Raw genomic sequence first — 26,329 nt, 5'->3', positions numbered from 1 at the left:
GTTCTCCTTGTATTAGGTGGTTTTGATGGGGTCTGTGGCGGTCACACGGACGCCACGGAAGGGGATGCCAGGCGAACGGCCTGGCTGGCTTTGGTGCGGATGTCATCCCAGCGCCGTTCGGCGATGTCCGCTTTGGTGGCGATCCAGGAACCCCCGCAGGCCACCACGTTGGGCGCCTGCAGCCAGGACTCCAAAGAGGACGCCGTGATTCCGCCGGTGGGCATGAACTCAACATCCGGGTAGGGGGCCGCGAAGGCTTTCACTAGGGGAAGCCCGCCCACCGCTTCGGCGGGGAAGAGCTTCAGCAGGCGGAGGCCAAGCGACCGGGCTGCCTCAATTTCGGTGGGAGAGGTGACGCCCGGGATGATCGGTACACCCGCGCTGCGGGCGCTCGCCACCACGGCAGGATTCAGGCCGGGCGAGACTAGGAAGTGCGCACCGGCGTCGGCGGCTGCGTCCACGTCCGTCACTGAAAGGACGGTTCCGGCGCCCACCAGCAGGCCGGGGACCTCGCGCACCATTCGTGCGATGGCCTCGGCGGCTGCCGGTGTCCGTAACGTCACTTCAGCTACGGGCAGTCCGGCCTCCACCAACGTTTGTCCCAGGGGGACGGCATCGGCGGCGTCGGCGATTTCGATCACGGGAACAATCCGCAGCTGCCGCAAAGTATTTTCCGGGGTCATGTCAGCGTCCTTTCAGCTGTTCTGCCGGTTCGCGGGCCGGCTCAACGGAGTAGCACCTGCCCACTTCAGGAAGGGTCCATTGCAGGTCACCGGCCACCTCGCCAAGTTCGCGGGCGGCGTCTTCGCGGGGCACCGTGTTGAAGTCGAACAACCCAAAATGGTGGCCAACGACGGCGGGAATCGCCGCTTCCTGGCAGAGCGCCGCTGCTTCGCGAACCGTCATGTTGCCGGGGACGCCGTTCTGCAGCCTGCGGCTGTCCCGCCCGTTGATGGGCAGCAAGGCCAAGTCCACGTGGTGGTTCCGCAGCAGTTCGACCTGGCCCCCATACGGTACGCAGTCGCCGGAGTGGTACATCCGGATGCCGGCGATTTCCAGGATGTAGCCAAGGAAAACGGAGTCGCCGTTGGCATCGAATTCGAGGTCCTCGTGCGCAGCCGGAACGGCAGTAACGGACATGCCGTCGCCGAGTTCAACGCGATCGCCGGCGGTTACGGCCCGCAGCCGGTCCGCCGGAATGTTCCTCTGGAGGGCTACATCACGCCGTGCCCTCGGTGCCACGAACAAAGGGCTGTTGTTCTGCAGCAATCCTTCAACGGTGTCCGGGTCCAGGTGATCGGTGTGTGCGTGGCTGTGCAGCACAGCCTCAACGCCAAGCACCGCGGCAGGGTCCACCGGCACCGGATGAAGCCGGGTGTGCGGAAACACCTTTCCTGCGTACTTCCGGGCAAGGCTGTCCGAGAGGTAGGGATCCACCAGAACGCGCCGTCCGGCATGCTCGAAGGCGAAGCCCGCCTGCCCCAGCCACCAGAAGCGGAGGCCGCCGTCGTTGTCCGCTGCCCGGGTGAGATGCCCGACGTCGGGACCGCCGTCGTTGCGAACGGTTACCGCAGCGCTCATCGGACTGCCAGTCGGGCTGGAAGTGCCTCGGGGTCGTGACCGACTGGCGGTGTCTGCGCGCCTGTCATGAGGGATACGGCGTCGTTCATGGAGATGTCTGTTTTCTGTACGCAGGCGATGCGGCGGCCGAGGCGCTGGACGTGGATCCTGTCCGCCACCTCGAAAACATGAGGCATGTCGTGGCTGATCAGGATGACGGGGACGCCGCGGTCACGGATGCCGGCGATCAGGTCCAAAACCTTGCCCGATTCCTTGACGCCCAGTGCTGCCGTGGGTTCATCCATGATGATGACCCGGCTGCCGAACGCTGCCGCCCGGGCCACTGCCACACCTTGGCGCTGGCCGCCGGAAAGTGTTTCTACGGCCTGACCGATGTTCTGGATGGTCAGCAGGCCGAGATCTCCCATGATCCGGGCAGTTTCCTTGCGCATGGTCTTGTGGTCCAGCATCCGCAGCCCCCAGCCCAGCGGGCCGGGTTTCCGGAGTTCACGGCCCAGGAAGAGGTTGGCCGCAATGTCACGGGCCGGTGCCAAGGCCAAGTGCTGGTATACGGTTTCAATGCCGGCGGACCGGGCGTCCAGGGGAGAGCGGAACTTTTGCGTTTTGCCGTCGACCTTGATCTCGCCCTCGTCGGGGATCAGTGCTCCTGACAGTGCCTTGATGAGGGAAGACTTGCCGGCACCGTTATCCCCGATGACTGCCAGGACTTCGCCGGGATAGAGCGTGAGGTCCGCGCCGGCCAGTGCCGTGACGTGTCCGTAGCGCTTTACGAGGTTGCGTGCCTGGAGGATGGGCTGCATGGTTGGGGTTGGGTTGGTGGTCATCCCGCGACCTTTCGGGTCCACTGGTCCAAACCGACTGCGACGATGACCAGTACGCCTGTGGTGAATACCTGCCAGAGAACATCGACGCCGGCCAGTGTCAGGCCGTTGCTGAAGACTCCGATGATGAGGGCCCCTAAGAGGGTGCCAAGGACGTTTCCGCGGCCGCCGAAGAGGCTGGTCCCTCCGATGACTACTGCTGTGATGCTGGCGAGGTTGACGCCTTCGCCGGAGAACGGGCTCACGGAACCGACGCGGCCGATCAGCAGCCAGCCGGCAATGGCACAGATGATGCCCGCCACGATGTACACGCTGAGCAGGACGCGGGTTGTCCGGATGCCGCTGAGCCGGGCGCCTTCGGCGTTGTCGCCTACCGCGTAGATGTGTTCTCCCCACGCGGTGCGCTTGAGGATGAAGGCTACGGCGACGAAGCTCAGAAGGACCAGGACGGACCCATAGGTGACCGGCGCTCCGAGGATCCGGAAGGTTTCACCGGGCCAGAGGAGCAGGTCCGGGAGCACATTGGCCTTGATGGTTTGGCTGCCTGAGGCCAGCAGGTTCAGCGCCGTGAAGATGCTCAGGGTTCCCAGCGTTGCGATGAATGGCGGCACGCGGAACCGCGTCACCAGGAGGCCGTTGAGGAAGCCGCAGGCTGCGCCCGTCGCCAAGGCAATCACAAGTGCGACGACGGCGGGAAGCCCGGCTTCGGCGGCCAGCTTGCCGGAAATGACGGTGGTGAAGACCATCACGGCGGCCACGGAGAGATCGATGCCGGCCGTCAGGATGATGAGCGTCTGCGCAATGCCCACCATGCCGATGATCTGGACTTGCTGGAGGATCAATGACACGTTGAGAGGGTCTACGAACCGGGGGCCCACCATGACCGTGAAGACAACGCAAGCAAGGATCAGGACGGCGGTTGGACCCAGGAGGGGATGGGCGTGCATTTGACGCTGGACCCGGCCCAGGAATGAGACCGGCGGTTGCTGGTCAAGGCGCTCGCCCACCTTGCGTTGGGTCGGTGCGTCCGGGGCCTTGGCCGGCGCGGGGCCGGGCGTCGCGGATACTGAATTCATTGTTGTACCTTCGCTGTTCAATGAACGGGTGGTTGGCTGCCGGGCCTTAGCCCCAGCAGTTCTCCAAGCCCCAGGAAGTCGGTTCGGAAGTGACGCCCGGTGCTGCCTGATCGGTGATGAGCGTGACGCCGGTGTTGGTGAAATCGAGGCCTTCTGTGGTGCTTGGCTTGGTGCCGTCCTTCAGGTAGGCATTGATGGCTTGAAGTGCGTCGGTGGCCATCTTTATGGGGAACTGCATGGACGTTGCCCCGATTGCACCGGCCTTGACGTCATTGACTCCCGGGCAGCCGCCGTCGATGGAGACCACCGTTACTTGACCGTCCAGGCCGGCTGCCTTGATGGAAGAGTAAGCGCCGGCAGCGGCCGGCTCGTTGATCGTGTAAACGAGGTTGATGGTGCGATCCCGCTGGAGGAGCTTCTCCATGGCAGCCCGGCCGCCGGCTTCGTTGGCGTTGGTGACTTCGTGGCCCACGATCCGGGGGTCTTTTTCGTCGCCGATCTTGTTCTTGTCGGCCACGTCGACTCCGAAGCCTTGCAGGAATCCCTGGTTGCGCTGGACGTCAACGGCTACTTGGGCCGGGCTGAGGTCCAGCATGGCGATTTTTGCCGGCTTGTTGGCGAACTGGGCTTTGGCCCACTGTCCGATGAGGACGCCCGCCTGGAAGTTGTCGGTTGCGAAAGTGGCGTCGGCGGCATCAGTGGGGTTGGTGGGGGAGTCCAGAACTGCGACGAAGACCCCGGCATCCCTTGCCTTCTTGATGGCAGGAAGGATGGCTTCCGAGTCCGACGGAGCGATCATGATTCCCTTGGCACCGCGGGCTACCAGGTTTTCGATTGCCTTGACCTGGGAGTCGTTGTCGCTCTGGCCCTGGCCGGAAAGCGACTGGAGCTCGAAGCCCAGTTCTGCGGCCTTCTTTTCGGCGCCCTCGCGCATCTTGACGTAGTAGGGGTTGTCATCGGTCTTGGTGATGAGCCCTACCAGCGGTTTGGAATCGGCTGCCGATGAAGAACATGCGGCGAGGGTTGCCGTGAGTCCGGCCGCCGCGATGAAGGCAGCTGCCTTGACGGTCAGTCCACGACGTTGTGTACGAGCGGTCATTTCGAGGCCTTTCTGTCGAGAGGAACTCTCTGATTGGGGGGTGGTGTTGATCACAAGCCTAGCAGGAATTTCTTTCCGAACAATAGTTTCTGGCAGAAATTTCCGAACTCGATTAGGCTGGCCCCCATGTGTGGAATCGTTGGTTACGTCGGCAGTGCCGACTCAGTTAACGCCCGTCGGCAACGTGCCCTGGATGTCGTGATGGGCGGCCTGCGCCGCCTTGAATACAGGGGCTACGACTCGTCGGGCATCGCCATCCAGTCGGAGGGACGCATTCACGTCCGTAAGAAAACGGGAAAGATCAGCAACCTCGCGGCTGCGGTCGATGCCGAGCCGCTTCCTGACGGGAAGGTGGCCATTGGGCATACCAGGTGGGCCACGCACGGTGCTCCGACGGATGCCAATGCCCACCCGCATCTGGCCGATCAGGGCCGGTTGGCGGTGATCCACAACGGCATCATCGAAAACGCTGCGACGCTGAGACATGCGTTGTCAGGAAACGGGCACGACTTCGCTTCGGAGACGGATACCGAGGTGGCCGCGGCCTTACTCGCGCAGGCGTACCGCGCGGTGGTCGCCGACTGCGCGGCTCCGGCCGCCGCGGAAGATGCCCTGGCAGAAGCCATGCGCCGCACCTGCCTCGAACTGGAAGGCTCCTTTACGCTCTTGGCGGTCCACGCTGACCACTCGGGACTCGTGGTGGCTGCGCGGCGGAACTCGCCTCTCGTCGTCGGAATGGGCGACGACGAAAATTTCCTGGGTTCCGACGTCGCGGCTTTCGGCGAATTTACGAGGCGCGCAGTTGAGTTGGGCCAGGATCAGGTTGTCGCCGTCACCGCGGACAATATTGCGGTGACCGACTTCAACGGCGCCCCGGTGGAAGTCGCGGAAGTGGCAGTCGACTGGGACCCTGCCACCGCATCAAAGGGCGGCCATTCGTCTTTCATGGCCAAGGAGATGCTGGAACAACCCGAAGCTGTGCGGCGGACCATTCAGGGTCGCATCGGCGTAGACGGCTCTGTCCGCTTGGACGGCTCGGGCATCGACGACTCCACGTTCGCCGGGATCAACAAGGTAGTGGTGGTGGCGTGCGGCACCGCGTCCTATGGCGGACAGATTGCGAAGTACGCGATCGAGCGTTGGTGCAGGATCCCGGTGGAGGTCGACCTTGCCCACGAATTCCGGTACCGAACCCCCATGCTGGATTCCCGGACGCTTGTGGTGGCCATTTCCCAATCCGGGGAGACCATGGACACGCTGATGGCTGTCCGTTACGCGCGTGAACAAGGCGCCATTGTGCTCTCCATCTGCAACACCCAAGGGTCCACGATTGCCCGCGAGTCGAACGGCGTCCTTCATACGCTGGCCGGACCCGAAATCGCGGTCGCCTCCACCAAGGCCTTCTTGGCGCAGGTAACGGCTAATATCCTCTTGGGTCTCTACCTGGCGCAGCTTCGTGGGACTGCCCTGACAGAAGAAACGTTCGCCGTGGCGCGGGAGCTGCGGATGGTGCCGGATCTCATCCAGCGCACCTTGGAGGGCGCGCCGCGGGTCAAAGCGTTGGCAGCCGACATGCGCGAAGCGACGTCGGTATTGTTCGTGGGCCGGCATGTCGGGTTCCCTGTGGCCTTGGAGGGAGCGTTGAAGCTCAAGGAGCTTGCCTATATCCATGCAGAGGGATTTGCTGCCGGAGAGCTCAAGCATGGTGCGATCGCGCTCATTGATCACGGGCAGCCGGTCATTGTCATTGTTCCCTCGCTCCGGCACAGCAGTCTTTTGCATTCCAAGGTCATGTCCACCATCCAGGAGATCAAGGCCCGCGGCGGCAGGGTCATTGCGGTGGCGGAGGAAGAAGACGGGGTTGTTGCGGAATGGGCGGACGAGGTAATTACTGTGCCGGAGTCGTCGCCGCTGTTGGCTCCGTTGCTGACCACGGTCCCGCTACAACTGTTTGCTGCCGGTCTTGCCGCTGAAAAGGGACTCGATGTGGACCAGCCTCGGAATCTCGCCAAGTCCGTCACGGTGGAATAGCCCAGGGCCGCCCGCTGATGAGGCGGGCAGCCCTGGTGCTTCAGCTCCGCATGGAGGCGGGGAGTTCCGGCGTGGCCGCCTGCGTGTTGCTCAGGGACTGCAGCCGTGTGGCCACAATGCTGATTTCGGCAATGTTGGTCCGGGGCGGCAGGCTGACGGCGCAGTGTACCGCTTCTGCAATGTCGTCCGGGTGGATGGCCCAGTCCCGTACTTCCCGAGGCGGCGGGCTGGGGCGCAGGTCCAGGATGGGAGTATCCACGATGCCCGGCAGAATGCTGCAGACGCGAATGCCGTTGCCGTGCTCGTCGCGCGATGCGCCCCGGGCCAGACCCAGCAACGCGGATTTGGAAGCGCCGTAGGCTGCCCCGCTGTGGTCCGGCCAGCTTGCAGCGATGCTGGAGATGATCACTACGTCGCCCTGCCGTTCCCGCAACTGATCGAGCGTCGCTGACAGCAAGGTGAAGACGCCGTAGACATTGGTCTTCATGATGCGGTCGAAACTCTCGTCGTCGAGCTCGGCCATTCGCCTGCGTGGGACGTTGGTCCCCGCAGCGCAGACCAGAATGTCAATGGGATCCGTTTCCGCGAGGTGCGCCGCCAGAGCCCGCGCTCCCGCAGTGTCGGCAACGTCCAGAGCGTGGGTTACCAGCTGGCCAGTGACCAGATGCTCGGGGCTTACCGCGTTCAAAGCTTCCTGCCTCCGCGCGACGCCATGTACTTTGGCGCCGGCGGCGAGGAGCCTGCGGACCACGCTGGCCCCGATGCCGCTGCTGGCGCCGGTGACAAGAGCTACTCTGCCCTCAAGATTCCTGTCCATCGTTCCTCCTCTGCCGGGACTACCGGCAATGTTCCGTTCAGGGTGGCGCGGCTTTCTCGTGTTGATTCCGCCCAAGAACCAAATTATCACTTGACAGACACTTTGTCCGCATGATGGTGTTGGGTGCAGAACGTGGGCCTTCCGGCGCACAACCAGGCCACCTTGCGAATCTTGCTATATGGCGTAGCTTCGCACTGGCCCTGGTCACAACCGAGTCAAGCCACAGAGTGTGGCTTCCCAACACGGGAGCATTCAATGACGATTGTTGAGCAGAACACAGCCCAACCGAAAAGCAGCCCGGAACGGTTGCGCCTACAACGCAAATCCCTGCTCGCCACGGGCGTAGGAAACTTGCTGGAATGGTTTGACTGGACCATCTATACCGTCGCCTCGGTCTACATCGCCGGCAGCCTCTTCAACTCCAGCAACCCTATGTCTGCGCTGCTGAGCACGCTGGCCGTGTTCGCCGTCGGTTTCCTGATGCGTCCCATTGGCGGGCTGGTGTTCGGTCCTCTGGCTGACAAACTCGGGCGACGCACTGTCCTGCTGACCACGATGTTCCTCATGGCGGGCGCGAGCCTGGGGATCGCCCTCATTCCCTCGTACGCGGCAATCGGCAGTTGGGCATCTCTCCTCCTTCTGCTGGCCCGATTGATTCAGGGCTTTGCGCACGGCGGTGAGTCGACGACGTCTTACGCGTACATCGCTGAAATCGCCCCGGCCAAGCGCCGCGGTCTGTGGTCAAGCACGGTCTTCATCGCAGTGGGGTCAGGATCCCTCCTGGCGACGCTTTTCATGGCGGTACTGACCGGCCTGATCAGCAAGTCGGAAATGATGGAATGGGGCTGGCGAATTCCCTTCGCAGCCGGTGCGCTGCTGGCTGTGGCTGCACTGTGGTTGCGCCGCGGCATGATGGAAAGTGAGCATGTGGCCGTTGCCCAGGCTGGCAGCGCTGCGCCCCCGTGGAGCAAGAAGCAGGTATTTGCCGCAGGCGTGAAGTTGTTCCTCTACGAGGCTGGATCTACGCTCACGTACTACACGTGGGTCACCTCGGCAGCTATCTATGCAATCGGCGTCAGGGGCATGGATCCGGGCCAGGCGTTCGTGATGAGCGTGATAGCACAGGTGGTCTATATCGCTTTCCTCCCGGTCTCCGGCTGGATCTCCGATCACTGGGGAAGGAAGATCACAACCCTTATCTCGCTGGTGGGTATCGCAGCCACGGTATTCCCGCTCTGGGGCCTGATGACCAGCGAGCCATGGACGTTGCTTGTTGCCCAGACAGCAGGACTGTTGCTGGTCGCCTTTATTACAGGTTCCAAGCCGGCAGCGATTTCAGAACAGATTCCCACCCGTTACCGCACCAGGATCTTTGGCGTTTCCATCTCCCTCGGCGTGGCTGTCTGTGGCGGTACGGCGTCCTACCTCAGCACTTGGCTTTACTCGATTGGCAGTGGCTGGATCTTCAACCTCTATGTCATCGCAGTTGCGGCGGTATCCAGTGTTGTGGTCCTGAAGTGGAAGAACAACACCGGCGTTCCCCTGGATCAAATCTAGTACTGCCCACATCACGGCAGTTCCCGGCGGCGCCACTGGCACGCCGGGAACTGCCGTATCCGGAAGGAATCATCATGATTACCACCCTCCCCGCGACCGCAGCCGCGGCTGTCCGCTCTTCGATGGATAAGCGGAGCATCGAGATCAGAATGCAGGAAACCCCGCGGCTTCGAGCCGGCGAAGTGCTCGTAGCAACGGAATACTGTGGTTTGTGCGGGTCCGATCTCCACATCTGGAACGGCGACGATGGGTACGGCTGGGTTCCGTGCGGTACCGTTCTGGGCCACGAGATTGTGGGGACGATCGTCCAGAGCGAGGACCCCGGCGGCCTGAAGCCAGGGACCCGCGTGGTGGCCATCGCCCAGTCCGGCTGCGGGGACTGCGCCGCTTGTACGGCTGACTACGCGAACGGCTGCCCGGATAAGGTCACTTTGGGCCTGACGCGCGACGGGGGCGCCGCACGTTTCGTTCGCATCCCCGCATCCCAGTTGCTGGCCGTACCCGACGCTGTGCCAGCCCGGACGGCGGTGCTGACAGAACCTCTCTCGGTTGCCGCAAGGGCGGTTGCAAGCCGTGGGCGCGTGACAGCCGAGGACACCGTAGTTGTCAGTGGTCCCGGCACCATCGGGATCCTGTCTGCAGTGGTCTGCCAGTATCTCGGTGCCCGTGTGGTGCTCAAGGGGATGACCCAAGACGTGGCAGCACGGGCCGGTCTCGCCGAACAGCTGGGGCTGGACCTGGTGGATACCGTTCCCCCCGGTTTCAAGCCAAACGTGTGGATCGAAGCTGCCGGAGCCTCCGCGGCCTTGGCCGATGCTGTCCGTGGGCTTCCTGTCCAAGGGCGGTTGGTGGTGGTGGCACTGTATGGAGCGCCGCCGGTGTTGGCAGCCAACGATGCCGTGCGGAAGGAACTGGACATCATCACCAGCTACAGCTCGCACCGCCCGGACTACGGGCTGGCACTGGACATCCTCCAGACATATCCCGGGTTGGGGGAGCTGCTGGTTGAGACGGTGCCGCTCAGCAACATAGCCGTTGCCTTCGACAAGGTGGGCCGGGGCGCTGCGCCGAAGATCGCCGTCGAACCCTGATGCCTCGTGAACGCAGCAAAAGGGCGGCCGGAATGTTCCGGCCGCCCTTCCTTGGTGTGTGGCTGCTAACTGAACGTGCCGTCGATGGTGAGTCCGCCGTCGATCTTAATGACCTCGCCGTGGATGAACGACGCGTCCGGGGAGAGCAGGAAAGCGATCACGTTCGCGATTTCTTCCGGCTCGGCAAGCCTCCCGAGGGGAGTCCGTCCCAAGAGAACCTCTTGGTTCAATGTGCCGTTGCGCAAGCCGCTACGCACCATCTCCGTATTTACGTAACCGGGAGCGACTGCATTGACGCGTATCTTATGGACGCCCCATTCAACGGCCAAGGTCCTGGTCAGTCCCAGCATCCCGGTCTTGGCGGTGGCATAGGCAGATCTCCCCGGCAAGCCAAAGGTGGACCCTACTGACGCGATGTTCACAATAGAGCCACGGCTCGATTTGAGGAGTGGAAAAGCCGCCTTTGCCGTGAGCATTGAACCCGTCAGATGAATGTCCAGCAGACGCCGCCATTGTGCGATGTCCAGCTCCTCGGCAGGCTGGCGAAGGATGTTTCCGGCGCAGTTCACCAAACCGTCCAGCCGGTCCGTTTCGCCCGCGACGGCACCAAGGAGGGCTTGGACGCTGATCTCGTCAGCCACGTCGACGCCGAACCCAAGGTGGGGGGAGGCCGCGGGAGAAAAGGAATTGAGTTCTTCTGCCAGGTCTTTGGCCGGCCCCTCGTTGAGATCGGCCACGAGGACCCGCCAGCCGCGGTTTGCCAGAGTATGTGCCACCTTGGCGCCGATTCCTTGTGCCCCGCCAGTGATCAGGGCCGTCTGTTGTGCGTTCATGAGATGCTCCCTTGCTAGGTTTTGTGCCTCAGAGCTTGCTGAGGCGGAAGGTTGGATCAGGCTCTTGGAAGGTGACGTCCGGCGCTCCCTCGAGGCTGCCCAAGGCTGTGGTGGAACGCCCGACGGCGAGCGCGCCCCAGGCAGCGGAACGCGCCAGCGCTTCGGTGAAGGCTGATCTACGATGATGTGCTCCGGTGGGCCCTCCGGGGTCGAGGGAGGTTTCGCTGAGGAATCCGGCAAGTGCTGCGTCGCCAGCACCTGTGGTATTGACCACGGGGGTCTGTGGCGCCCGGGCCCACAGGACGCCATCCGGGCCTAGCCCGATGAGTCCATCTCCGCCCATGCTGGCCAGCACGGTGCCGGTGCCCGCGTCGCCGAGGGACCGTGCTGCTTGGACTCTGTGGGTGAGGCTGCTCATGGGATCAGCGCCCTCGCCTAGTCGTCGGCCAGCGCGTGCCGGACCTGGCCGGCTACGCGGGCGGGCGAGAGCCCGTATTTGTCCAACAGGTAGCTGTTGGGAGCGGACTCGGACCATGCGTCCGCAAGTCCCAGCCGAGTGACCGTTTTGCCCAGCGTGGTGCTGGTAACCAGCTCACTTACCAGCCCGCCCAGTCCTCCAATAATGCTGTGTTCTTCGATAGTGAAGATTGGTGCAGGGCCTGAGAGGGCAGATAGCAGAGCAGCTTCATCCACGGGTTTGAGGCAGGGAACGTGAACCACCCGGGCTTCGATTCCTTCTTCGGCGAGCAGAGCTGCAGCATCCATGACACGCGAACTCTGGACACCTGTGGAAACCAGAAGTGCGTCATTGCCCTCGCGTAATACATGTACTGTTCCCGGCGTGAATGCATGGCCCGGACTGAAAATGTCGGAAACGGCGTCCCGTGCCAACCGCAGGTAGACGGGACCGTCGTGGTCTGCCGCCCATCGGATAGCTGCTTCGGCTTCTATTGCGTCGGCCGGGGCGATCACGGTCATGCCCGGCATTGCACGCATGATGGCCAGGTCCTCAATGTCCTGATGGGTCTTCCCGCTGCTGCCGTTGAGGAGGCCGGAATAGGAGGCGGCGATCTTGACGGGTGCTCCGGTCTGGGAGACCAGCATGCGGATGGGGTCCAGAGCGCGGTGGGTTAGGAATACCCCAAAGGTGGATAGCCATGGACGGAAACCCAGAGTGGACAGGCCAAAGGCAACGCCCACCATGTTCTGCTCCGCGATGCCGATTTCGAAGAACCGGTCCGGGAACGCGTCGGCGAACAGGTCAGCTTTGGTGGACGTGGCAAGATCGCCGTCGACCACTGCAACCCGGCTGTCCGTCCTGGCAAGATCTACAAGGGTCTGGCCCCATACGTCGCGTTGCGCCTTCACTTTGCTTCTCCTTCGAAAACCTGGCCGAGTTCAGCGGCTGCGCTGGCCAGTTGTTCCGGTGTGGCAATGCCGTTGTGCCACTTGTAGGTGCCCTCGGTAAAGGACACGCCCTTGCCTTTGGTGGTCTTGGCTAAGATGACGGTTGGCTTTCCTGAACCCCGTTGCTCACGGACGCGGTCAAAGGCGTCGTGAATTGCGTCGAAGTCGTGCCCGTCGATGCTGATGACGTTCCAGCCAAAGCACGTGAAGACTCCGCTGAGGTCTACGCCGGACCACGGGTTTGAGCGGTCGAACCGGTCATCGTCTTCGGAGACGGGCCATCCATACTGCTGAAGTCCGTTGAGGTCGATGACCGCCGTGAGATTGTCAAGCTTGAAGCGACGTGCCGTGTGGACTGCCTCCCACACCATTCCCTCTTCGAGTTCGCCGTCGCCCAACATGACCCACGTGTGGAAGTCCGTTCCGAGTTGCTTGGCGGCCATTGCCATGCCGGCTCCGGCCGATAGACCCTGGCCCAGGGAACCGCTGGAGCTGTCCACGCCGGGGGTGAGCTTCATGTCCGGGTGGCCTTGAAGCCGCGATCCGCCCTGATCGAAAGTGGCCAGTTCCTCCACAGGGAAGTAGCCGCGGAGTGCCAGGACCGAATACAGGCCAATGGCGCAATGTCCTTTGGAGAGGATGAAACGGTCTCGGGCGGGGTCCTGCGGATTCCCGGGGTCAACAGAAAGTTCGTTGAAGTACAGGGAAACCAGCAGGTCCATTGCAGACAGCGGGCCGCCGATGTGGCCGGCTTTGGCATCTGCCACGGTCTTGATGACGTGCCAGCGGCCAGCGGCTGCAAGCCTCTGGAGTTCGGCCGTTCCGGTCTTGGTTGCTTGCGTTCTTGACATGACATTGTCCTCATCGATCGTGTCAGCAGGTCTACCGCCCATTATTGCCGTGATACGGACAATTTGTCCAGAAAATGATAATTAATGCAGGGGTTGGGGCAGGCTTCGCACAAGGATCTTCACAGCTCCAGTGCCTGACCGCGCCTCGGCAAAAGCCTCTTCCACCGATTCCAGGGGGTATTCAGAGATCGGAATTCCTGCCAGTGGAAGTTCATGGTGGCTGATCAGCCGTACGGACTCGGCGAAGTCTGCGGACTCGTAGACGCGCACCCCGATGATTTCCTGTTCGGCAAAGGCGAGCTCGCGCAGGTCCACCTCGGCCGATCCGTGGTGCACGGCCACAATCACAATCCGCCCCCGCACTGGCGCCACCTTGGTTAGAAGGGGCGTGACGCTGTGATGCCCTGCGCAATCGAAGACAACGTCGGTGGCGGTCTCGCCATGCTCCTTGGCTACCGGGATGTCACTTGGCCCGAGCGCCCGGAGGCCGAGCGCCTCAACTACTTCCCGGCGTCGTTCGCTTGGCTCCACGACAGCAACGTCAGCCGCACCTGCGTGACGGGCGGCCAGCGCAACCAGGATTCCGATGGGTCCTGCGCCGAAGATCAGCACGCGCTCGCCTGCTGCGAGCCTGGCCCTCCGAATGGCGTGAACTGCTACTGCGAGCGGCTCGGCCAGGGCTGCTTCCTTGGCGGGGACATTTTCGGAGAAGGGAATGACGTTCGCGGCAGGTACGGCGATCAATTCCGCCATGGATCCGGGCGTATCGATGCCAAGCAGCCTCAGGTTTCTGCAGACGTGCCACAGTTCCTTCCGGCAGGCGCCGCAGGTGTCGCAGGGCAGGAGGGGGTTGACGGCCACCGTGGCGCCCTCAGTCAGTCCGCTGTCCCCTGGATTCTCAATGGTGCCGGTAATTTCGTGCCCCATCACCAGTGGAAGAGTAGCTCGGGGGTGGGTGCCGCTCACAATGGGGAAGTCCGAGCCGCAGATGCCGGTGAATGAGACCCGAACAAGAACTTCGCCCGGCCCTGCCTCCGGGCGCCGTAGTCGCTGCGTGCCGAACTGCTCTGGGGCCTTGAGGACGGCTGCCCGGATATCCGGGATGGTTTCAATGGTTGGTGTCGTCATCGACTGCTCCTTCGGGTGCACGGCATGGTTCTTGACCACTTCCCTTCAAGTTATCAACTGGCGGACATAAGTTCCACTGGTTGATAAATATCTGTTGGCGACGCCGTTGTTGCATTGGTCATGGGCCTTACGTATCGTGAGTCATGATGTGTGTCCGCTAGGTGAGAGGTTCCAATGACGGAAGCAACGGATCCCAGCGGTGGAATGAACCTCGTGACCAAATCTGCGGCAGTCCTTCGCGCGATCGCTGAGGCAGGCGAGCTGACCGTGAGCGAACTCGCTGAGCGCACAGCTGAACCCGCAAGCTCCCTCTACAGGCTGCTCTCGACGCTCCAGGCGATCGGCTGGGTGGAGGATGGGTCGCGCCGCGGCAAGACCCGGCTCGGCCTCGATTTTGTTCGGCTCGGAGCAAAGCTGGAAGCCCAGCTGGACCTGAGGGACCTGGCGCGGCCAGAGCTTGAGAGGTTGCACGCTGCCACTGGCCAGACATCGTTCCTGTGCATCAGGCGCGGCCTCCGGGCCGTGTGCATTGACCGAATCGATGGCCTGGATGTCCAGATCCACAACCTTAGATTGGGCGAGTCCATGCCCTTGGGCCAGGGGGCCGCGCCCAGGGCTATCCTCGCCTTCGAAATCCCCGAGGTGGTCCAATGCTATTTGAGGGACCTGCCTGAGGATGAACTGTTCGGCCCGGTGGCCCATAACGCAGAGGAACTTCGCCGACTCCTAGCGGAAACGGCGTCCGCCGGCGTTGCAGTGGCGCACAGCGATTGGGGTCAGGGGATTGGCGGCGTTGGTGCGCCAATCTTCAACCACACTGGTGCCGTTGTAGGAGCGCTGTCCATCAGTGGCCAAACCCACAGGGTGTTCCACAGCGACTACGACCCCGTCGCGATGGTCCAATCTGCTGCCGCAACCGTAAGCCGGGCGCTTGGTGCGATTCAGCTGCCGGAGGCTCATCTGCCGGCCGTAGAAAGCGGGGCCGTCTAGTGGCAGCGAAACCCATCAAGGTGATGGCCAACAGTGCTGACCTCCTCAACGCGCTGGCCGACAACGGACCCATGAGCGTGGTGGACATCGCCGAGGCAATTTCCATGCCGCGCCCCAGCGTGTACCGGTTGCTTGACGCGCTCGAACACGTGGAACTGATCGGAATCCGGGAAGATGGCAGGGCTCAACTCGGTACGCAGATCCTTCACCTAGCAAGTGCTTCCCTTCAAGGGATTCCGGAGGTCTCCGCAGCCCGTCCCGCCATGGCCCGCCTCAACGAGCTCACGGGCCAGACCGTCTATCTCTGCGCCGTAAGGAACCAACTCGTGACCTGCCTCGATTGGGTCAAAGGGACCAAAGTGACGCTGCTGCTCCTCAACCCCGGCGGCACCCTCCCGCCGCACGCAGGTGCAACGTCGCGGGCCATCATGGCATGGGATGACCAACTCAGGCACAGCGTCACAGCGTCGGCTCCGCTGCAGGCGATCACGCCGAACACCCTCACCACAGCAGAGCAGGTTGAGGCTGACGCAAAAATCATCCGGGAACGCGGCTTCAGTGTGTCTGACCAGGACGTCACCGTCGGTGTCGCCGCACTGGGAGTGCCGCTGTTCGATTCCCATGGCGTATTACGCGGGGCACTGTCAGTTGCCGGACTTCGTGATGACGTCCTTCCTCGGCAGGACGAATTTATTGCGTTGCTGCAGGAAGCGGCGAAGGAAACAGCGGCCAAACTCTAGGATCGATCCCAGCTGACCACCACGCGGGCAGCACCCTCCTCGGTCCGCTCCACGTTAGTGACGATCTGCGTTTCTCTCGCTCCCATGTCACGGATCTGCTGCTTGTAATCCTCGATGTGCTCCAGCAGTGACTCTTCGGTCCATTCGCCCGGCCGCATCCTGGTCGAGATTTCGACCGGCTCTTCAGGGACCAGGATTTCCGCCGGCTGTGCCACAGGGGGCTGGGAAGCATGAGTGGGCGATGCCTCCAGCCGCGAGGCTCCCTTTGGCTCGTCCCCCCGGTTCCGAACGGGCTCGGGCTCTCCCGGTGGCACGAGCATGCGGAAAGCAAAAGCTCCGCCTGCCACCCCCGCTACAAGACCCATGGCGATGAGCCAGATGGCCCGTCCAGGTCGGCGTCGCTTGGGTTGCGCGCCGGGAGCGGGCAGGGGCCCCGGCTGTGATGCCTTTTTAGCGCTTCGTCGTGCCATGGGGATTTCAACTTTCCAGTCGGCGGTTGGATTTCCGTACTCGTGGTGCGTCAGGAACCTGCCCCTCCATCGTAAGCATGCTTAGGACCATTGGTAAGTTGTGGAGACTCGGCCGATGGGGATTGCTCCCGATAACCGCCCGTTTTGCCTGTGGCTAGAAGTCGTGAACGGGCAGATAATGAAGGCATGGCACGGCAAGCAGCGCTCGTGCAGATGTTCTGAGCATCGCCGCAGGTTGCGGCCCTGCTTGTGTGGTGAGGAATTCCGATGTCGTTGTCGGATGAAGAACGCAGGAGCTTGGAAGAGCTGGAGCGGGATCTCGCTGCAACGGATCCCGACCTCGCCTTTGAGCTGAAGTCGGGCCGCCCACGTGGGGCGATAGCCCGTACGGTTTTCGGCGCCCTGGCAGTCCTGGCCGGCTTTGTTCTGCTCATTGCAGGGATCGTCACCCAGCTTGTGATCCTGGGCGTTGCGGGCTTCCTGCTGGCCAGCGCCGGAGCCTATTGGCTCCTGGCCGGAACCTCGCTGCGGAAGCGGATTGAACGGCGCGACGACGACGCGGCCCCTTAACGACGACGACGCCGGCCCCTTAACGGGGCCGGCGTCGCGACGAGACCTTAGGGCACTGGAGGAACGGGCTGCTGAAGCGGCGCCTCCGGCTGTTTGACCGGCTCCGGCTCGCCCGGTGGCACCATCATGCGCCAGGCAAATACTGCGCCCGCACCTACAACAGCGGCAGCCAACGTGGTAAACCAAACGGCTCGGCGGGAGCTGCGCTGCGTGGTCTTGCGGCTGAGGGCCTGTGTGGTCCTCTTCACTGCCCTGGCCGCGGTGCGACGCGCTTCCTTGGCCGTCTTTTTGTTCCCCGTCAGCGTGAGCATGACTCCATGAACCACGGACGGGACGTCTGCGTGGTTGATACGGGTCAAGGCCCACCTCACCACTGCATCTGTCTGTGCGGATGTGCCCTCTGTTGCATGCGTTACCCACTCGCGGGCAAGGTCCTGGGCTGCGGGAATGATGCTTTGCGCTTTGTACATGATGAAACCCCTCACGTAGTTAGACGGCGTCATTGTCAGCCTACGCCGGAGCTGCGGTGACCAACAGATGCCCCTGCTTGCCGTTAGTTTCGAACCACCGATGCCAGCTCCACGGTGTCCGCCAGCCCTGCCCATTGACCGTTGAGGGTGAGCTCGCCGTGAAGTTCCTGTGCTGCTGCCGTAGTGGCGGAGATCTCTGCTGCCACGTCCAGGACCCGGGTGACTTTCAACCGCAGCTCGCCCGCATCAATGATTGTCACGCCGCTGCCCGATACCGGCGCTGAGGCACTCAAGGCCGGGACGCCGCCGTCGAGCTTTCCGCTGCCCTTGACCGTGACGGTGCTTGGCCGGGGCTCCGGTTCGCCGTCCACAAACTGTTCCGCCTCCTGCTGGCCGGTGAGGATTGCGGTGGCCAGTGCCTTGACGTAGACGGGATCGGCGCATGCGTCGTACACCCAGCGCTTGCCGAGGACGGAGTGGTCCATGGTCCCCACCAGCCACTCTTCAGCACCGGCCAGTTCGTAGCCGCGGTAGCTAAGGGGAACTTGGTAAACGCGTTCGCCCGCAGCGACAACGTGCGTCTCGAGGCCGACCTCGCCAGCGGGATCGTCAAAGCGGTAGGCGCCGATGAGCTCCGGGGAACCGTCCTGGATGAACCAGGGCTGCTTCGGGAGGTAGTCAGCGATGAGTTCGAGCTTGGACGGGGACAGGGTTGCCTTGTGAATGATCGCCATGGTCCCAGCCTAGGGCAGGGCACTGTGACCTCGACTACCGGCCGCTGCGCCCTGCCCTGGCAAACTAATGCGTTGGAACGCCGTCTACGAAGGTGGTCAGCACTGAGGTTCCGGCAAGCTCCTCCGGGGTAATCCGCAAGGGATCCCCCTCGAATACGGTGAGGTCGGCGAGCTTGCCCACACTGATTGTTCCCGATGTCGCGCCTAAGCCTGCTGCAGCGGCAGCATGGGTGGTGTAACCCTCGAGGGCCATGAGCGCCGTGAGGGCCTGCTCGGGCTGTACGGGTGCAGCGCCGGGCGTTTCCACCGGCCGGCGCAGAATGGAATCTGCCATCATGGCCCTGGGGTCGTAAGGGGTGATGGGCCAGTCGGAGCCGAGCGCCACCGTGACTCCGGCGTCGCGGAGGTCGCGGCACCGCCATCCGCGGGCCGCCCTTTCGGGCCCCAACCGAACGGACCAATTGTCGCTCCGGTCCGCGCGGGTGTGGTGGGTCCCGTGGATGGGTTGCATGCTCGCGGCCACTCCGAGTTGGGCAAAGCGGTTCACCAGATCGTCAGGGATGGTTTCTATGTGCTCGATCCTGTGCGCGGCGAAATGCCGCGCATCGCCGGATGCCTCAAGCGCTTCGAGAACATACCGAACGCCCTGGTCGCCAATGGCATGGGTGGCTGTGGGAATTCCGCGCTCCACAAAGAACCTCAGCGCCTTCTGGAAGTCCTCGGGGTCGGTCCACACCGATTCATGGTTCTCGCCATACACGTCCGGCTGTTCCAGCCAGGCCGAACCGTTGTCGATGGTGCCATCGATGAAGAACTTGACCCCTTCCACCCGCCACCGTCTTCCGCCCATGCCCTGCATCGCAGCCACTTCTTCGAGCTCGTGCAGCGATGCGCCGGCATTGACCATGGGGGAGAAGCGCAGCCGAAGCGGAAGCTCACCGTGAGTCTCCAAGTGGGTGGCCAATTCGGCAGAACCCTCAGCGAAATCCATCACGTGAGTGGAAGCGATTCCGACGGCGGCCATTCCGGTCAGCAGGGTACGGAGCCTTTCGGCCCGGACCTCGAAGGCTTCCTGCGGGATCACTCTCGTCACCAGCTCCATGGCGCTGAACTCGACGAGGTACCCGGTGGGCGAGTCGTCGTCGTCGACGTCTATCAGTGACTCGTCCGGAAAGTCGACCGGACCCGTGATTCCGGCGGCGGCCAAGGCCGCTGTGTTGACAATGGCGGAGTGGCCGTCCCGCATACGCAGAAACATTGGCACCGGGCCCGTGGCGTCGTCGAAGAGCCGGCCGTTGAAGCCGATATCCGTGAAGAGGTTCGGATCCAGGCCCCAACCGTTGACCCATTCGCCTTGTTTGGCGGCGGCGGCTGCGTCCGCGATGATCCGTTGCACTTCCTCAAGGGGACCCAGGTCCGTCAACTGCACGCCACGGGCCAGATCCAGTCCAAAAACAACATGAGTGTGGCTGTCGTTCAAGCCCGGGACGATCGTCGCGTCGCCGTAGTCGAGCACGGTGGTGTTGGGTCCCCGGTACGGCTCCAGGTCCGGGAAGGAACCGACGGCGGCAATCCGGCCGTCTTTGATGGCAAGGGCGGTGGCGGCGGGCGCGTTCGGGTCCAAGGTGTGGATCCGGCGTGCCAGGACAATGGTGTCCGCGGCCATCACGTCAGTGCTCCTTGGCTTACGGGTTCCTTCTTCTTCAGCCCTTCGAAGAGCGCGTCAACGCGGTCTTGTTCTGCGGCAGGGGCAGGTTTGGCGAGTGAGACCGCAAGGTAGACGGCAAGGTTGACGATCAACCCAGCTACCCCGGACGTCAGTCCGCCAAGCCACGGAATGGACAGCGGGCTCGGATACATGAGTTCCAGTACCGCGGCCACCAGGATTCCCGAAACCATTGCGGAGTTGGCGGCTGCAGCTGTACCCCGTCGCCAGAAGATTCCGAGCAGGAGGGTAGGGGCTAGCTGACAGATGGCCTGGTAGGACACGAAAGCGACCACGATCAGCCCGGAGACTTGGTTCGCCATCAGCAGAGCAGCGCCAGCGGAGATAAGCGTGATGGCGGCGACAGCGATCTTTGCGCCCTTTGCGGATTCAATGCGCTCTTGTTTGCGAACGCCGATCACGTCGTTGGCCAACTGGGTGCCTACGGCCTGCAAGTTGGCTCCAACGTTGCCCATGGTGGCGGCCACAACACACACGCCAGCGATGGCAACCATGCCTGCTCCACCGATTCCGGCCAGGATGAACCACACGGTATCGGGGGCGTCGGAAACACCCGGGACGCTGGTGGCCAGCAGGCACACCGTGGTGAGCGCCGCGGAGAACAGGAACATGATCGGTGCTGCCTGGACGGCGGACTTCTGTACCGTTTTGGGGGTCTTGACGCTGAACATGCGAACAAAGAGGTCGGGCCAGCACCAGGCGCCCATCATTCCCGTGAAGATCAGGGAGAACAGGTAGAACGGGCCCGCCGCGCTGCCGGGACCGGGCAGTTGGAGCAGGCTGGGTGAAACCTCGTTGAAACCATGGCCGTTGGTGATGAGCCACACCAAGAGCCCGAGGATCACCAGGAAGCCGACGCCGTAGGCAAAAATCCCTTGAACCATGTCGCTGATGATGAGTCCGCGGGTGCCAAGCTTCACGGTCCAGATCTGGCGTGCGGCGATGAAAAGCACACCGATCACCACTGCGACGTAGGGGGAGACCTGCCCGAAGGAGAGAGTGGAGAAGACAAGGCCCAGGGACTGCATGCCCAGGACAACCCATGGAATTGAGGCCAGGACGCCGATGAGGGCTGCGATGACCCGGACCGAGCGGGAGTTGTACCTCAGGCCGAGCAGGTCTGCCTGGGTTCGGAGATCGTGGATGCGGCCCCATTTGTTCACAGGCGTGCCAAGGAAGAACATCAGCACCACGCTGAGCAGTGAGTAGGACAGGGAGTAGAAGCCGATAGCGCCGGCACTGGCAGTCAGGCCGGCGAAGGAAATGAACATGGTGCCGGCCAGCCAGGTGTTGAGGAACGCCATGGTGCCGAACCAGGAATTGAATGAGCGGCCGCCGGTGGCGTATTCGCTCATGGATTTGTCCACGCGCCGGCCGCGGCTCATGACAACCACCACCAGCACGGTGAACAGGAGGATGGCTCCGTAACCAATCAGCATGTTCATCGCGTTTCCTCCTCATCGGTATCCCGTGTCATCCACAGGCCAAAGAGGGACAGGGTCACCAAGGCGTTGGCTACGAGGAAATACCAGATGGTGGATTGGCCGTCGCTGAACAACCAGTGCACGGGTGGGGCGAGCAGGAGCAGGATATCGATCGCGAAGATCGTCCTGCGGACGTGGCTTCGGCGGTCCGAAGTCAGGACAGCTTGGGACATTTGGGGATCCATTCCTCCGGGCGTCGTTGGCCGGATGTAAGCGAAGGAGATATTTGCGGGAACGTTCCCGCAAATAAAAGTGTGGGACGTCACAACAGCAATGTCAAGAGGTTCCCCAAGATCCGGGAAGCGCCATCACCGGACTGCCGCCTAGGATGAGGTCATGGTGAGAACCCGGGCAACAATCATGGACATCGCGCGCGAACTCGGCCTGTCCAAGACCACCGTCTCCAGCGCTTTGAGTGGCTCCGGCCGTATCTCCGATGAGAAGCGCGAGCTCATTCAGGAAGCCGCTGACCGCCTTGGCTACGTCACCAACCGCGCCGCACGCAGCCTGCGCGTGAACCGGATCGGCGCCATCGGGCTCCACATACCACCGGTCGCCCGCAGCCTGGCGTTTTATATGGACTTCGCTTTCGGAGTCACCGAGGGCGCAGCTGCCGCGGACTACGATGTCACGCTTTTCGCGCGTGGACTAACGCCACGGATGGCCTTCCAAGTGGACGGAGTGATTGCCATCGACCCCGCCCCGGGTGAGCCTCTGGTGGCGGCCCTCCTGGCCAACGGCATCCCGACGGTAAGTGTTGGCCGCTACAACGGTCCTGGCGAGGAGCGGGTCCAAGGAACGCTTGAGGCCCACCACGCCGAACTGCAGACCCAAGTGCTGGACCATCTCCTTGCCCGCGGGCGGCGGCGCCCTGCGCTGCTGGCCATCGACGATGCCATTGGATCATCATGGGCTGTCGATACCCGCCGGAACTACATGGAATGGTGTCTTCGGAATAGTTTGGAGCCGCGGGTGCATGAGGTTGCGGCCAATGCCAGTCCACGGGACCTGATCGCCGCCATCACTCAAGCCGTGGATATCGGCGGGGCGGATGCGCTGGTCTGTGGCGCGCAGGGTCAGGCTGCGCAGAGCCAGATCGTCTTGGAAAGCCGGGGCTTCGCTCTTGGCAAAGACCTGGATGTCGTCTCTTTCGCCGGCGCAGCCGCCCTGGAAACCGGCAATCCGCTGATCAGTTCCATTGACTTGGCGCCGCGTGCTTACGGCAAAGCGGCCACGGAATTGCTGGACGCCATCATCCAGGAACCTGACGCTCCGCCCGTGCACCGTTGGTTCGAAGGCGCGAGCGTGCACTTGGCGAGCTGAGTCGCGCTCAGTGTCGCCTACAAGCGGGGTTTGGCAACGACGGAACCTGGGGCGGCGCCCACCATTCCCTCGACGGCGCGGGCAAGGTGCGTGCCGCGATCGTTGACGCCGTCCCAGCGGACCAAGGCTTGGGCGTTCAGGCCATCCACCATGCCGAGAATCTGCCAGGCGACGGCCGCGGCATCCGAAACGTTGAACGCTCCGGTCGCGTTCCCGTCCTCGACCACTCCCTGGAAGACCTTCTGCCAAGCATCCATTTGCTCGCGGACCGAGGCGGCCAGGGTTTCGTTGCGGCGTCCCAAGGTCCAGGCCTCCACCCAGATTGCCGTGACGTCCAGCCTGCTGTTGTTCAAAAGGGTGTCCACCAAGAGGGCGAGTCGTTCCGACGGTCCCGGTTGCAGGCTCAGCAAGCCTGCGACTTCCTGTGTTTCCGCAGCCACGATGGTGGCGAAAGTGCTGGACACGAGCGCGTCCATGTTGGGTTGGTAGTGCGCCACCAGGCCTGAAGCGACTCCTACCCGGGCGGCAACATTGCGCAGCGTCAGGGCTGTAAGCCCGGCCTCGAGTGCGATCTCGCGGGCGGCCTCTGTGATTTCTGCGGCGCGCTCTGCCGGTGACTTCCGGACTGCGCGCTTCTGTGGAGTGCTTGACATCAAGGACCAGTCTAGATTACCTTTTCAGCATTGTTGATCGTGTGATCAACAGGAGATTTGCACTGAAGACGAAGGAGTCACCCATGGCTTGGAGAATGCCGGCCGAAACCGCACCGCATGAGCGCACTTGGATGGCGTTCCCCCGCACCGGCCTGACGCTTGGCGACGACGCTGCGTCCGCCGAAGAGGCCTACTCGGCCTGGACCGCCGTCGCCCATGCGGTAGCCGAATTCGAACCTGTCACCATGGTGGTGGACCCGAGCGAGCGCCAGCGCGCCGCCCGCATGCTGGGCGGCGGCATCGAACAGATCGAGGCACCGTTGGACGAGTTCTGGATGCGCGACGTCGGACCCACCTTCGTCCTCGACGACGAACGTCCCGGCGTGCTTGGCGCCGTGGACTGGATCTTCAACGGCTGGGGTGCTCCGGCGTGGTCCGAGTGGCAGAAGAGCGCCGGAATGGCCCGCTTCGTCGCCGGGAAGGCGGGCGCCGAGCTGGTCAGCTCGCTGCTGGTCAACGAAGGTGGCGCCATCCACGTGGACGGCGAAGGAACCGTGCTGGTCACCGAAACCGTGCAGCTGGATCCGGGCCGGAATCCCTATGCCGACAAAGCGGCAGTCGAAGCCGAACTGGCCCGCACCATCGGAGCCACCAAGGTCATTTGGGTACCCCGCGGACTGACCCGCGACTACGAGGACCTGGGCACGCGCGGCCACATCGACATGGTGGCCACCCTGCCCGCCCCCGGCCGTATCCTGCTGCATTCCCAGGCCAACCCGGAGCACCCGGACTACGAGGTCAGCCGCACGCTCCAGGCATTCCTGGAAACCCAGACCGACGCCGCAGGTAAACCGTTCGAGATTGTCCCGCTGCCGGCGCCGGAAACGCTGCGTGACGAAGATGGCTTTGTGGACTGGAGCTACGTCAACCACCTCGTGGTCAACGGCGGCGTCATCGCCTGTGGTTACGGTGAAGAACGTGCTGACTCGCTCGCGGCGGAAATTCTGGCCGAGGCCTACCCTGGCAGGCGGGTTGTCACCGTAGACGCACGCCCCATCCTTGCCCGCGGCGGCGGTATCCACTGCATCACCCAGCAACAGCCGCGCCTGAGCGGAACGCAGCTCGCAGGAGGTGCCGCGTAATGGCTCCCTTCGACGTTGTTGAGGCTTCCATCGCCCAGCTTCGGGCGGCGCTGGAGTCCGGCGAGGTGACCAGTGAACAGCTCACCCAGGCATACCTTGACCGCATCGAGGCCTATGACCGCAACGGCATCAAGCTCAACGCATTGGTGGTCATGAACCCCGATGCTTTGGCGGACGCCCGGGCATCGGATGAACGCCGGGCCCAAGGGGCGGTGAGGGGTCCGTTGGATGGCATCCCCTACACGGCCAAGGACAGCTACTTGGCAAAAGGGCTCACTGCCGCGGCCGGATCGCCTGCCTTTGAGCAGTTGGTGGCACAGCGTGATGCCTTCACCATCGAGCGCCTTCGGGATGCCGGCGCGGTCCTGATCGGCCTGACCAACATGCCGCCCATGGCCAACGGAGGAATGCAGCGCGGCGTCTATGGCCGGGCTGAAAGCCCGTACAACGCAGACTTCCTGACAGCTGCCTTCGGTTCCGGTTCCTCGAACGGTTCCGGCACCGCGACGGCGGCCAGCTTCGCCGCTTTCGGCCTGGGCGAGGAGACCTGGTCGAGTGGCCGTGCACCGGCGTCGAACAATGCCCTGTGCGCCTACACGCCCTCGCGCGGCGTCATCTCGGTGCGCGGCAACTGGCCGCTGGTACCCACCATGGACGTCGTAGTACCGCACACGCGCACCATGGCGGACATGCTGGAACTGCTGGATGTCATTGTTGCCGATGACGCTGAGACGCGCGGTGATTTTTGGCGCGCGCAGCCGTGGGTTCAGCTCCCGAAATCGTCCGAGGTCCGCCCGGAGTCCTACCTGACGCTTGCCGTGGAAGACGCCGACGGCGGGCAGCTGGCATTGCGGGGCAAGCGCTTCGGGGTGCCGCGCATGTATATCAACGCAGACCCGGACGCCGGGACCAGCGAGCAGCCGGGCATCGGTGGCCCCACCGGGCAGCGCATCGAGACGCGGGCTTCCGTGATTGGCCTGTGGGAAGCCGCCAAGCGGGACCTTGAGTCCGCTGGCGCTGAAGTAGTGCTGGTGGACTTCCCCGTGGTCTCAAATTACGAAGGCGACCGATCGGGCGCGCCTACCATTGCCACTCGCGGCTTGGTCAGCACCGAGTACCTCAAACGTGAAATCGAGGACCTTTCGGCCTGGGCATGGGACGACTTCCTGCGCGCCAACGGTGATCCCGCCCTCAACAGGCTTGCCGATGTGGACGGCGCTGCGATCTTCCCGCACCCGAAGGGCGCCCTGGCAGACCGCTACACCGGATTCGACGACCACATCTCCGCTTATCCCCGGCATGTCCGCGAATACGGCGTATCCAACTTCACCGAGATCCCCGAGCTGGAAGGCGGAGTGCGCGGCCTGGAGGAGACCCGCCGCATTGACCTCGAGGAGTGGATGGACGGGCTCGGACTGGACGCGGTCCTGTTCCCGGCGGCTGCGGATGTGGGTCCTGCCGACATGGACGTCAACCCTGCCTCCGCAGACCTGGGCTGGCGCAACGGCGTGTGGGTGGCCAACGGCAACCTCGTTCCCAGGCACCTGGGCATCCCCACCGTTACCGTACCGATGGGAACCATGGCGGATATTGGCATGCCCGTGGGCCTCACCTTCGCCGGCCGCGCGTACGATGACACAGCACTGCTGACCCTGGCCGCAGCCTTCGAAGCCACCGGTTCGCGGCGGACGGTGCCACCCCGTACGCCTTCGCTGTAGCGGATTCGACAGCGGCC

General features: G+C 63.3%; 27 protein-coding genes. 9 read left to right on the top strand and 18 right to left on the bottom strand.

Annotated features, from left to right (window positions below):
- Window positions 1-41: 41 nt before the first annotated feature.
- The 5 genes from eda to A477_RS0116380 are packed head-to-tail and all read right to left on the bottom strand — an operon-like array spanning window position 42 to window position 4,577.
- Entirely contained in the window at window positions 42-683 is a 642-nt protein-coding gene (gene eda / locus A477_RS0116400; RefSeq protein WP_017200024.1) for a bifunctional 4-hydroxy-2-oxoglutarate aldolase/2-dehydro-3-deoxy-phosphogluconate aldolase, read from the bottom strand.
- A 1-nt stretch (window position 684) separates the two neighbouring features.
- On the bottom strand, window positions 685-1,581 hold the full coding sequence (locus tag A477_RS0116395) for an MBL fold metallo-hydrolase (RefSeq protein ID WP_017200023.1): 897 nt from the start codon (window positions 1,579-1,581) through the stop codon (window positions 685-687).
- Entirely contained in the window at window positions 1,578-2,405 is an 828-nt protein-coding gene (locus A477_RS22420) for an ATP-binding cassette domain-containing protein (RefSeq protein WP_017200022.1), read from the bottom strand. The genes A477_RS0116395 and A477_RS22420 overlap by 4 nt, the downstream gene beginning before the upstream one ends.
- Complete coding sequence (locus A477_RS0116385) at window positions 2,402-3,478, bottom strand: ABC transporter permease (RefSeq protein ID WP_017200021.1); 1,077 nt, start codon at window positions 3,476-3,478, stop codon at window positions 2,402-2,404. The genes A477_RS22420 and A477_RS0116385 overlap by 4 nt, the downstream gene beginning before the upstream one ends.
- Window positions 3,479-3,524: 46 nt before the next feature.
- Complete coding sequence (locus A477_RS0116380; protein ID WP_017200020.1) at window positions 3,525-4,577, bottom strand: substrate-binding domain-containing protein; 1,053 nt, start codon at window positions 4,575-4,577, stop codon at window positions 3,525-3,527.
- 126 nt (window positions 4,578-4,703) lie between these two features.
- On the opposite strand from A477_RS0116380, the gene glmS reads away from it, so the two are divergent.
- The gene (glmS, locus tag A477_RS0116375) at window positions 4,704-6,608 is read left to right on the top strand and encodes a glutamine--fructose-6-phosphate transaminase (isomerizing) (protein ID WP_017200019.1); all 1,905 of its coding nucleotides are present in this window, start codon (window positions 4,704-4,706) and stop codon (window positions 6,606-6,608) included.
- 40 nt (window positions 6,609-6,648) lie between these two features.
- Here the strand turns inward: glmS and A477_RS0116370 are convergent, their stop codons facing one another.
- On the bottom strand, window positions 6,649-7,425 hold the full coding sequence (locus tag A477_RS0116370; protein WP_017200018.1) for an SDR family oxidoreductase: 777 nt from the start codon (window positions 7,423-7,425) through the stop codon (window positions 6,649-6,651).
- A gap of 255 nt (window positions 7,426-7,680) precedes the next feature.
- On the opposite strand from A477_RS0116370, the gene A477_RS0116365 reads away from it, so the two are divergent.
- Both A477_RS0116365 and A477_RS0116360 read left to right on the top strand, forming a co-directional pair.
- Entirely contained in the window at window positions 7,681-8,982 is a 1,302-nt protein-coding gene (locus A477_RS0116365; RefSeq protein ID WP_011776206.1) for an MFS transporter, read from the top strand.
- Window positions 8,983-9,056: 74 nt separating this feature from the next.
- Window positions 9,057-10,073 carry an alcohol dehydrogenase catalytic domain-containing protein gene (locus A477_RS0116360; RefSeq protein ID WP_017200017.1) on the top strand — a complete coding sequence of 339 codons (1,017 nt, stop codon included), beginning with the start codon at window positions 9,057-9,059 and terminating at the stop codon, window positions 10,071-10,073.
- Between the two features lie 65 nt (window positions 10,074-10,138).
- On the opposite strand, the gene A477_RS0116355 is transcribed toward A477_RS0116360, so the two are convergent.
- From A477_RS0116355 to A477_RS0116335, 5 genes are all read right to left on the bottom strand, one after another.
- Window positions 10,139-10,906, bottom strand: coding sequence for an SDR family NAD(P)-dependent oxidoreductase (locus tag A477_RS0116355; RefSeq protein WP_011776204.1), 768 nt, complete (start codon window positions 10,904-10,906; stop codon window positions 10,139-10,141).
- A 28-nt stretch (window positions 10,907-10,934) separates the two neighbouring features.
- Window positions 10,935-11,324 (bottom strand): PfkB family carbohydrate kinase, encoded by a 390-nt coding sequence (locus A477_RS0116350; RefSeq protein ID WP_017200016.1) that lies wholly within the window; start codon window positions 11,322-11,324, stop codon window positions 10,935-10,937.
- 17 nt (window positions 11,325-11,341) lie between these two features.
- Window positions 11,342-12,274, bottom strand: a complete 933-nt coding sequence (locus A477_RS0116345) for a transketolase family protein (protein WP_011776202.1) — start codon at window positions 12,272-12,274, stop codon at window positions 11,342-11,344.
- Window positions 12,271-13,164, bottom strand: coding sequence for a transketolase (locus A477_RS0116340; RefSeq protein WP_017200015.1), 894 nt, complete (start codon window positions 13,162-13,164; stop codon window positions 12,271-12,273). Before A477_RS0116340 ends, A477_RS0116345 begins: the two co-directional genes overlap by 4 nt.
- A gap of 81 nt (window positions 13,165-13,245) precedes the next feature.
- Window positions 13,246-14,292, bottom strand: a complete 1,047-nt coding sequence (locus tag A477_RS0116335; protein ID WP_237715816.1) for a zinc-dependent alcohol dehydrogenase — start codon at window positions 14,290-14,292, stop codon at window positions 13,246-13,248.
- 174 nt (window positions 14,293-14,466) lie between these two features.
- On the opposite strand from A477_RS0116335, the gene A477_RS0116330 reads away from it, so the two are divergent.
- Window positions 14,467-15,282, top strand: coding sequence for an IclR family transcriptional regulator (locus tag A477_RS0116330; RefSeq protein WP_017200013.1), 816 nt, complete (start codon window positions 14,467-14,469; stop codon window positions 15,280-15,282).
- Complete coding sequence (locus A477_RS0116325) at window positions 15,282-16,022, top strand: IclR family transcriptional regulator (RefSeq protein WP_014922858.1); 741 nt, start codon at window positions 15,282-15,284, stop codon at window positions 16,020-16,022. The genes A477_RS0116330 and A477_RS0116325 overlap by 1 nt, the downstream gene beginning before the upstream one ends.
- Here the strand turns inward: A477_RS0116325 and A477_RS23345 are convergent.
- A complete protein-coding gene (locus tag A477_RS23345; RefSeq protein ID WP_157367110.1) occupies window positions 16,019-16,492 on the bottom strand; it encodes a hypothetical protein in 474 nt (157 codons plus the stop codon). The two genes, A477_RS0116325 and A477_RS23345, sit on opposite strands and share 4 nt — an antisense overlap.
- A gap of 267 nt (window positions 16,493-16,759) precedes the next feature.
- Between A477_RS23345 and A477_RS0116315 the strand changes: the two genes are divergently transcribed.
- The gene (locus A477_RS0116315) at window positions 16,760-17,062 is read left to right on the top strand and encodes a DUF3040 domain-containing protein (RefSeq protein WP_017200011.1); all 303 of its coding nucleotides are present in this window, start codon (window positions 16,760-16,762) and stop codon (window positions 17,060-17,062) included.
- Between the two features lie 47 nt (window positions 17,063-17,109).
- Here the strand turns inward: A477_RS0116315 and A477_RS0116310 are convergent, their stop codons facing one another.
- The 5 genes from A477_RS0116310 to A477_RS0116290 all read right to left on the bottom strand — a co-directional run bounded on the left by A477_RS0116310 (window position 17,110) and on the right by A477_RS0116290 (window position 21,649).
- Entirely contained in the window at window positions 17,110-17,532 is a 423-nt protein-coding gene (locus tag A477_RS0116310) for a hypothetical protein (protein WP_017200010.1), read from the bottom strand.
- An 83-nt stretch (window positions 17,533-17,615) separates the two neighbouring features.
- Entirely contained in the window at window positions 17,616-18,266 is a 651-nt protein-coding gene (locus tag A477_RS0116305) for a CG0192-related protein (protein ID WP_017200009.1), read from the bottom strand.
- Window positions 18,267-18,330: 64 nt separating this feature from the next.
- On the bottom strand, window positions 18,331-19,932 hold the full coding sequence (locus A477_RS0116300; RefSeq protein WP_017200008.1) for an amidohydrolase: 1,602 nt from the start codon (window positions 19,930-19,932) through the stop codon (window positions 18,331-18,333).
- Window positions 19,932-21,437 carry a sodium:solute symporter family protein gene (locus A477_RS0116295; protein WP_017200007.1) on the bottom strand — a complete coding sequence of 502 codons (1,506 nt, stop codon included), beginning with the start codon at window positions 21,435-21,437 and terminating at the stop codon, window positions 19,932-19,934. The genes A477_RS0116300 and A477_RS0116295 overlap by 1 nt, the downstream gene beginning before the upstream one ends.
- Window positions 21,434-21,649 carry a hypothetical protein gene (locus A477_RS0116290; protein WP_017200006.1) on the bottom strand — a complete coding sequence of 72 codons (216 nt, stop codon included), beginning with the start codon at window positions 21,647-21,649 and terminating at the stop codon, window positions 21,434-21,436. The genes A477_RS0116295 and A477_RS0116290 overlap by 4 nt, the downstream gene beginning before the upstream one ends.
- Window positions 21,650-21,812: 163 nt before the next feature.
- Between A477_RS0116290 and A477_RS22415 the strand changes: the two genes are divergently transcribed.
- Window positions 21,813-22,799 carry a LacI family DNA-binding transcriptional regulator gene (locus A477_RS22415; RefSeq protein WP_017200005.1) on the top strand — a complete coding sequence of 329 codons (987 nt, stop codon included), beginning with the start codon at window positions 21,813-21,815 and terminating at the stop codon, window positions 22,797-22,799.
- Window positions 22,800-22,816: 17 nt separating this feature from the next.
- Here A477_RS22415 and A477_RS0116280 read toward each other — a convergent pair whose 3' ends face one another.
- The gene (locus A477_RS0116280) at window positions 22,817-23,452 is read right to left on the bottom strand and encodes a TetR/AcrR family transcriptional regulator (RefSeq protein ID WP_017200004.1); all 636 of its coding nucleotides are present in this window, start codon (window positions 23,450-23,452) and stop codon (window positions 22,817-22,819) included.
- Between the two features lie 83 nt (window positions 23,453-23,535).
- On the opposite strand from A477_RS0116280, the gene A477_RS0116275 reads away from it, so the two are divergent.
- Both A477_RS0116275 and A477_RS0116270 read left to right on the top strand, forming a co-directional pair.
- Window positions 23,536-24,594, top strand: coding sequence for an agmatine deiminase family protein (locus tag A477_RS0116275; protein WP_026005700.1), 1,059 nt, complete (start codon window positions 23,536-23,538; stop codon window positions 24,592-24,594).
- A complete protein-coding gene (locus tag A477_RS0116270) occupies window positions 24,594-26,312 on the top strand; it encodes an amidase (protein WP_017200002.1) in 1,719 nt (572 codons plus the stop codon). Before A477_RS0116275 ends, A477_RS0116270 begins: the two co-directional genes overlap by 1 nt.
- Window positions 26,313-26,329 lie beyond the last annotated feature (17 nt).

It is taken from the genome of Arthrobacter sp. M2012083 (assembly GCF_000281065.1).
GTDB lineage: Bacteria > Actinomycetota > Actinomycetes > Actinomycetales > Micrococcaceae > Arthrobacter.
Note: the sequence above shows the minus strand (reverse complement) of the source record. Positions and strands in the feature narration are given on the sequence as shown.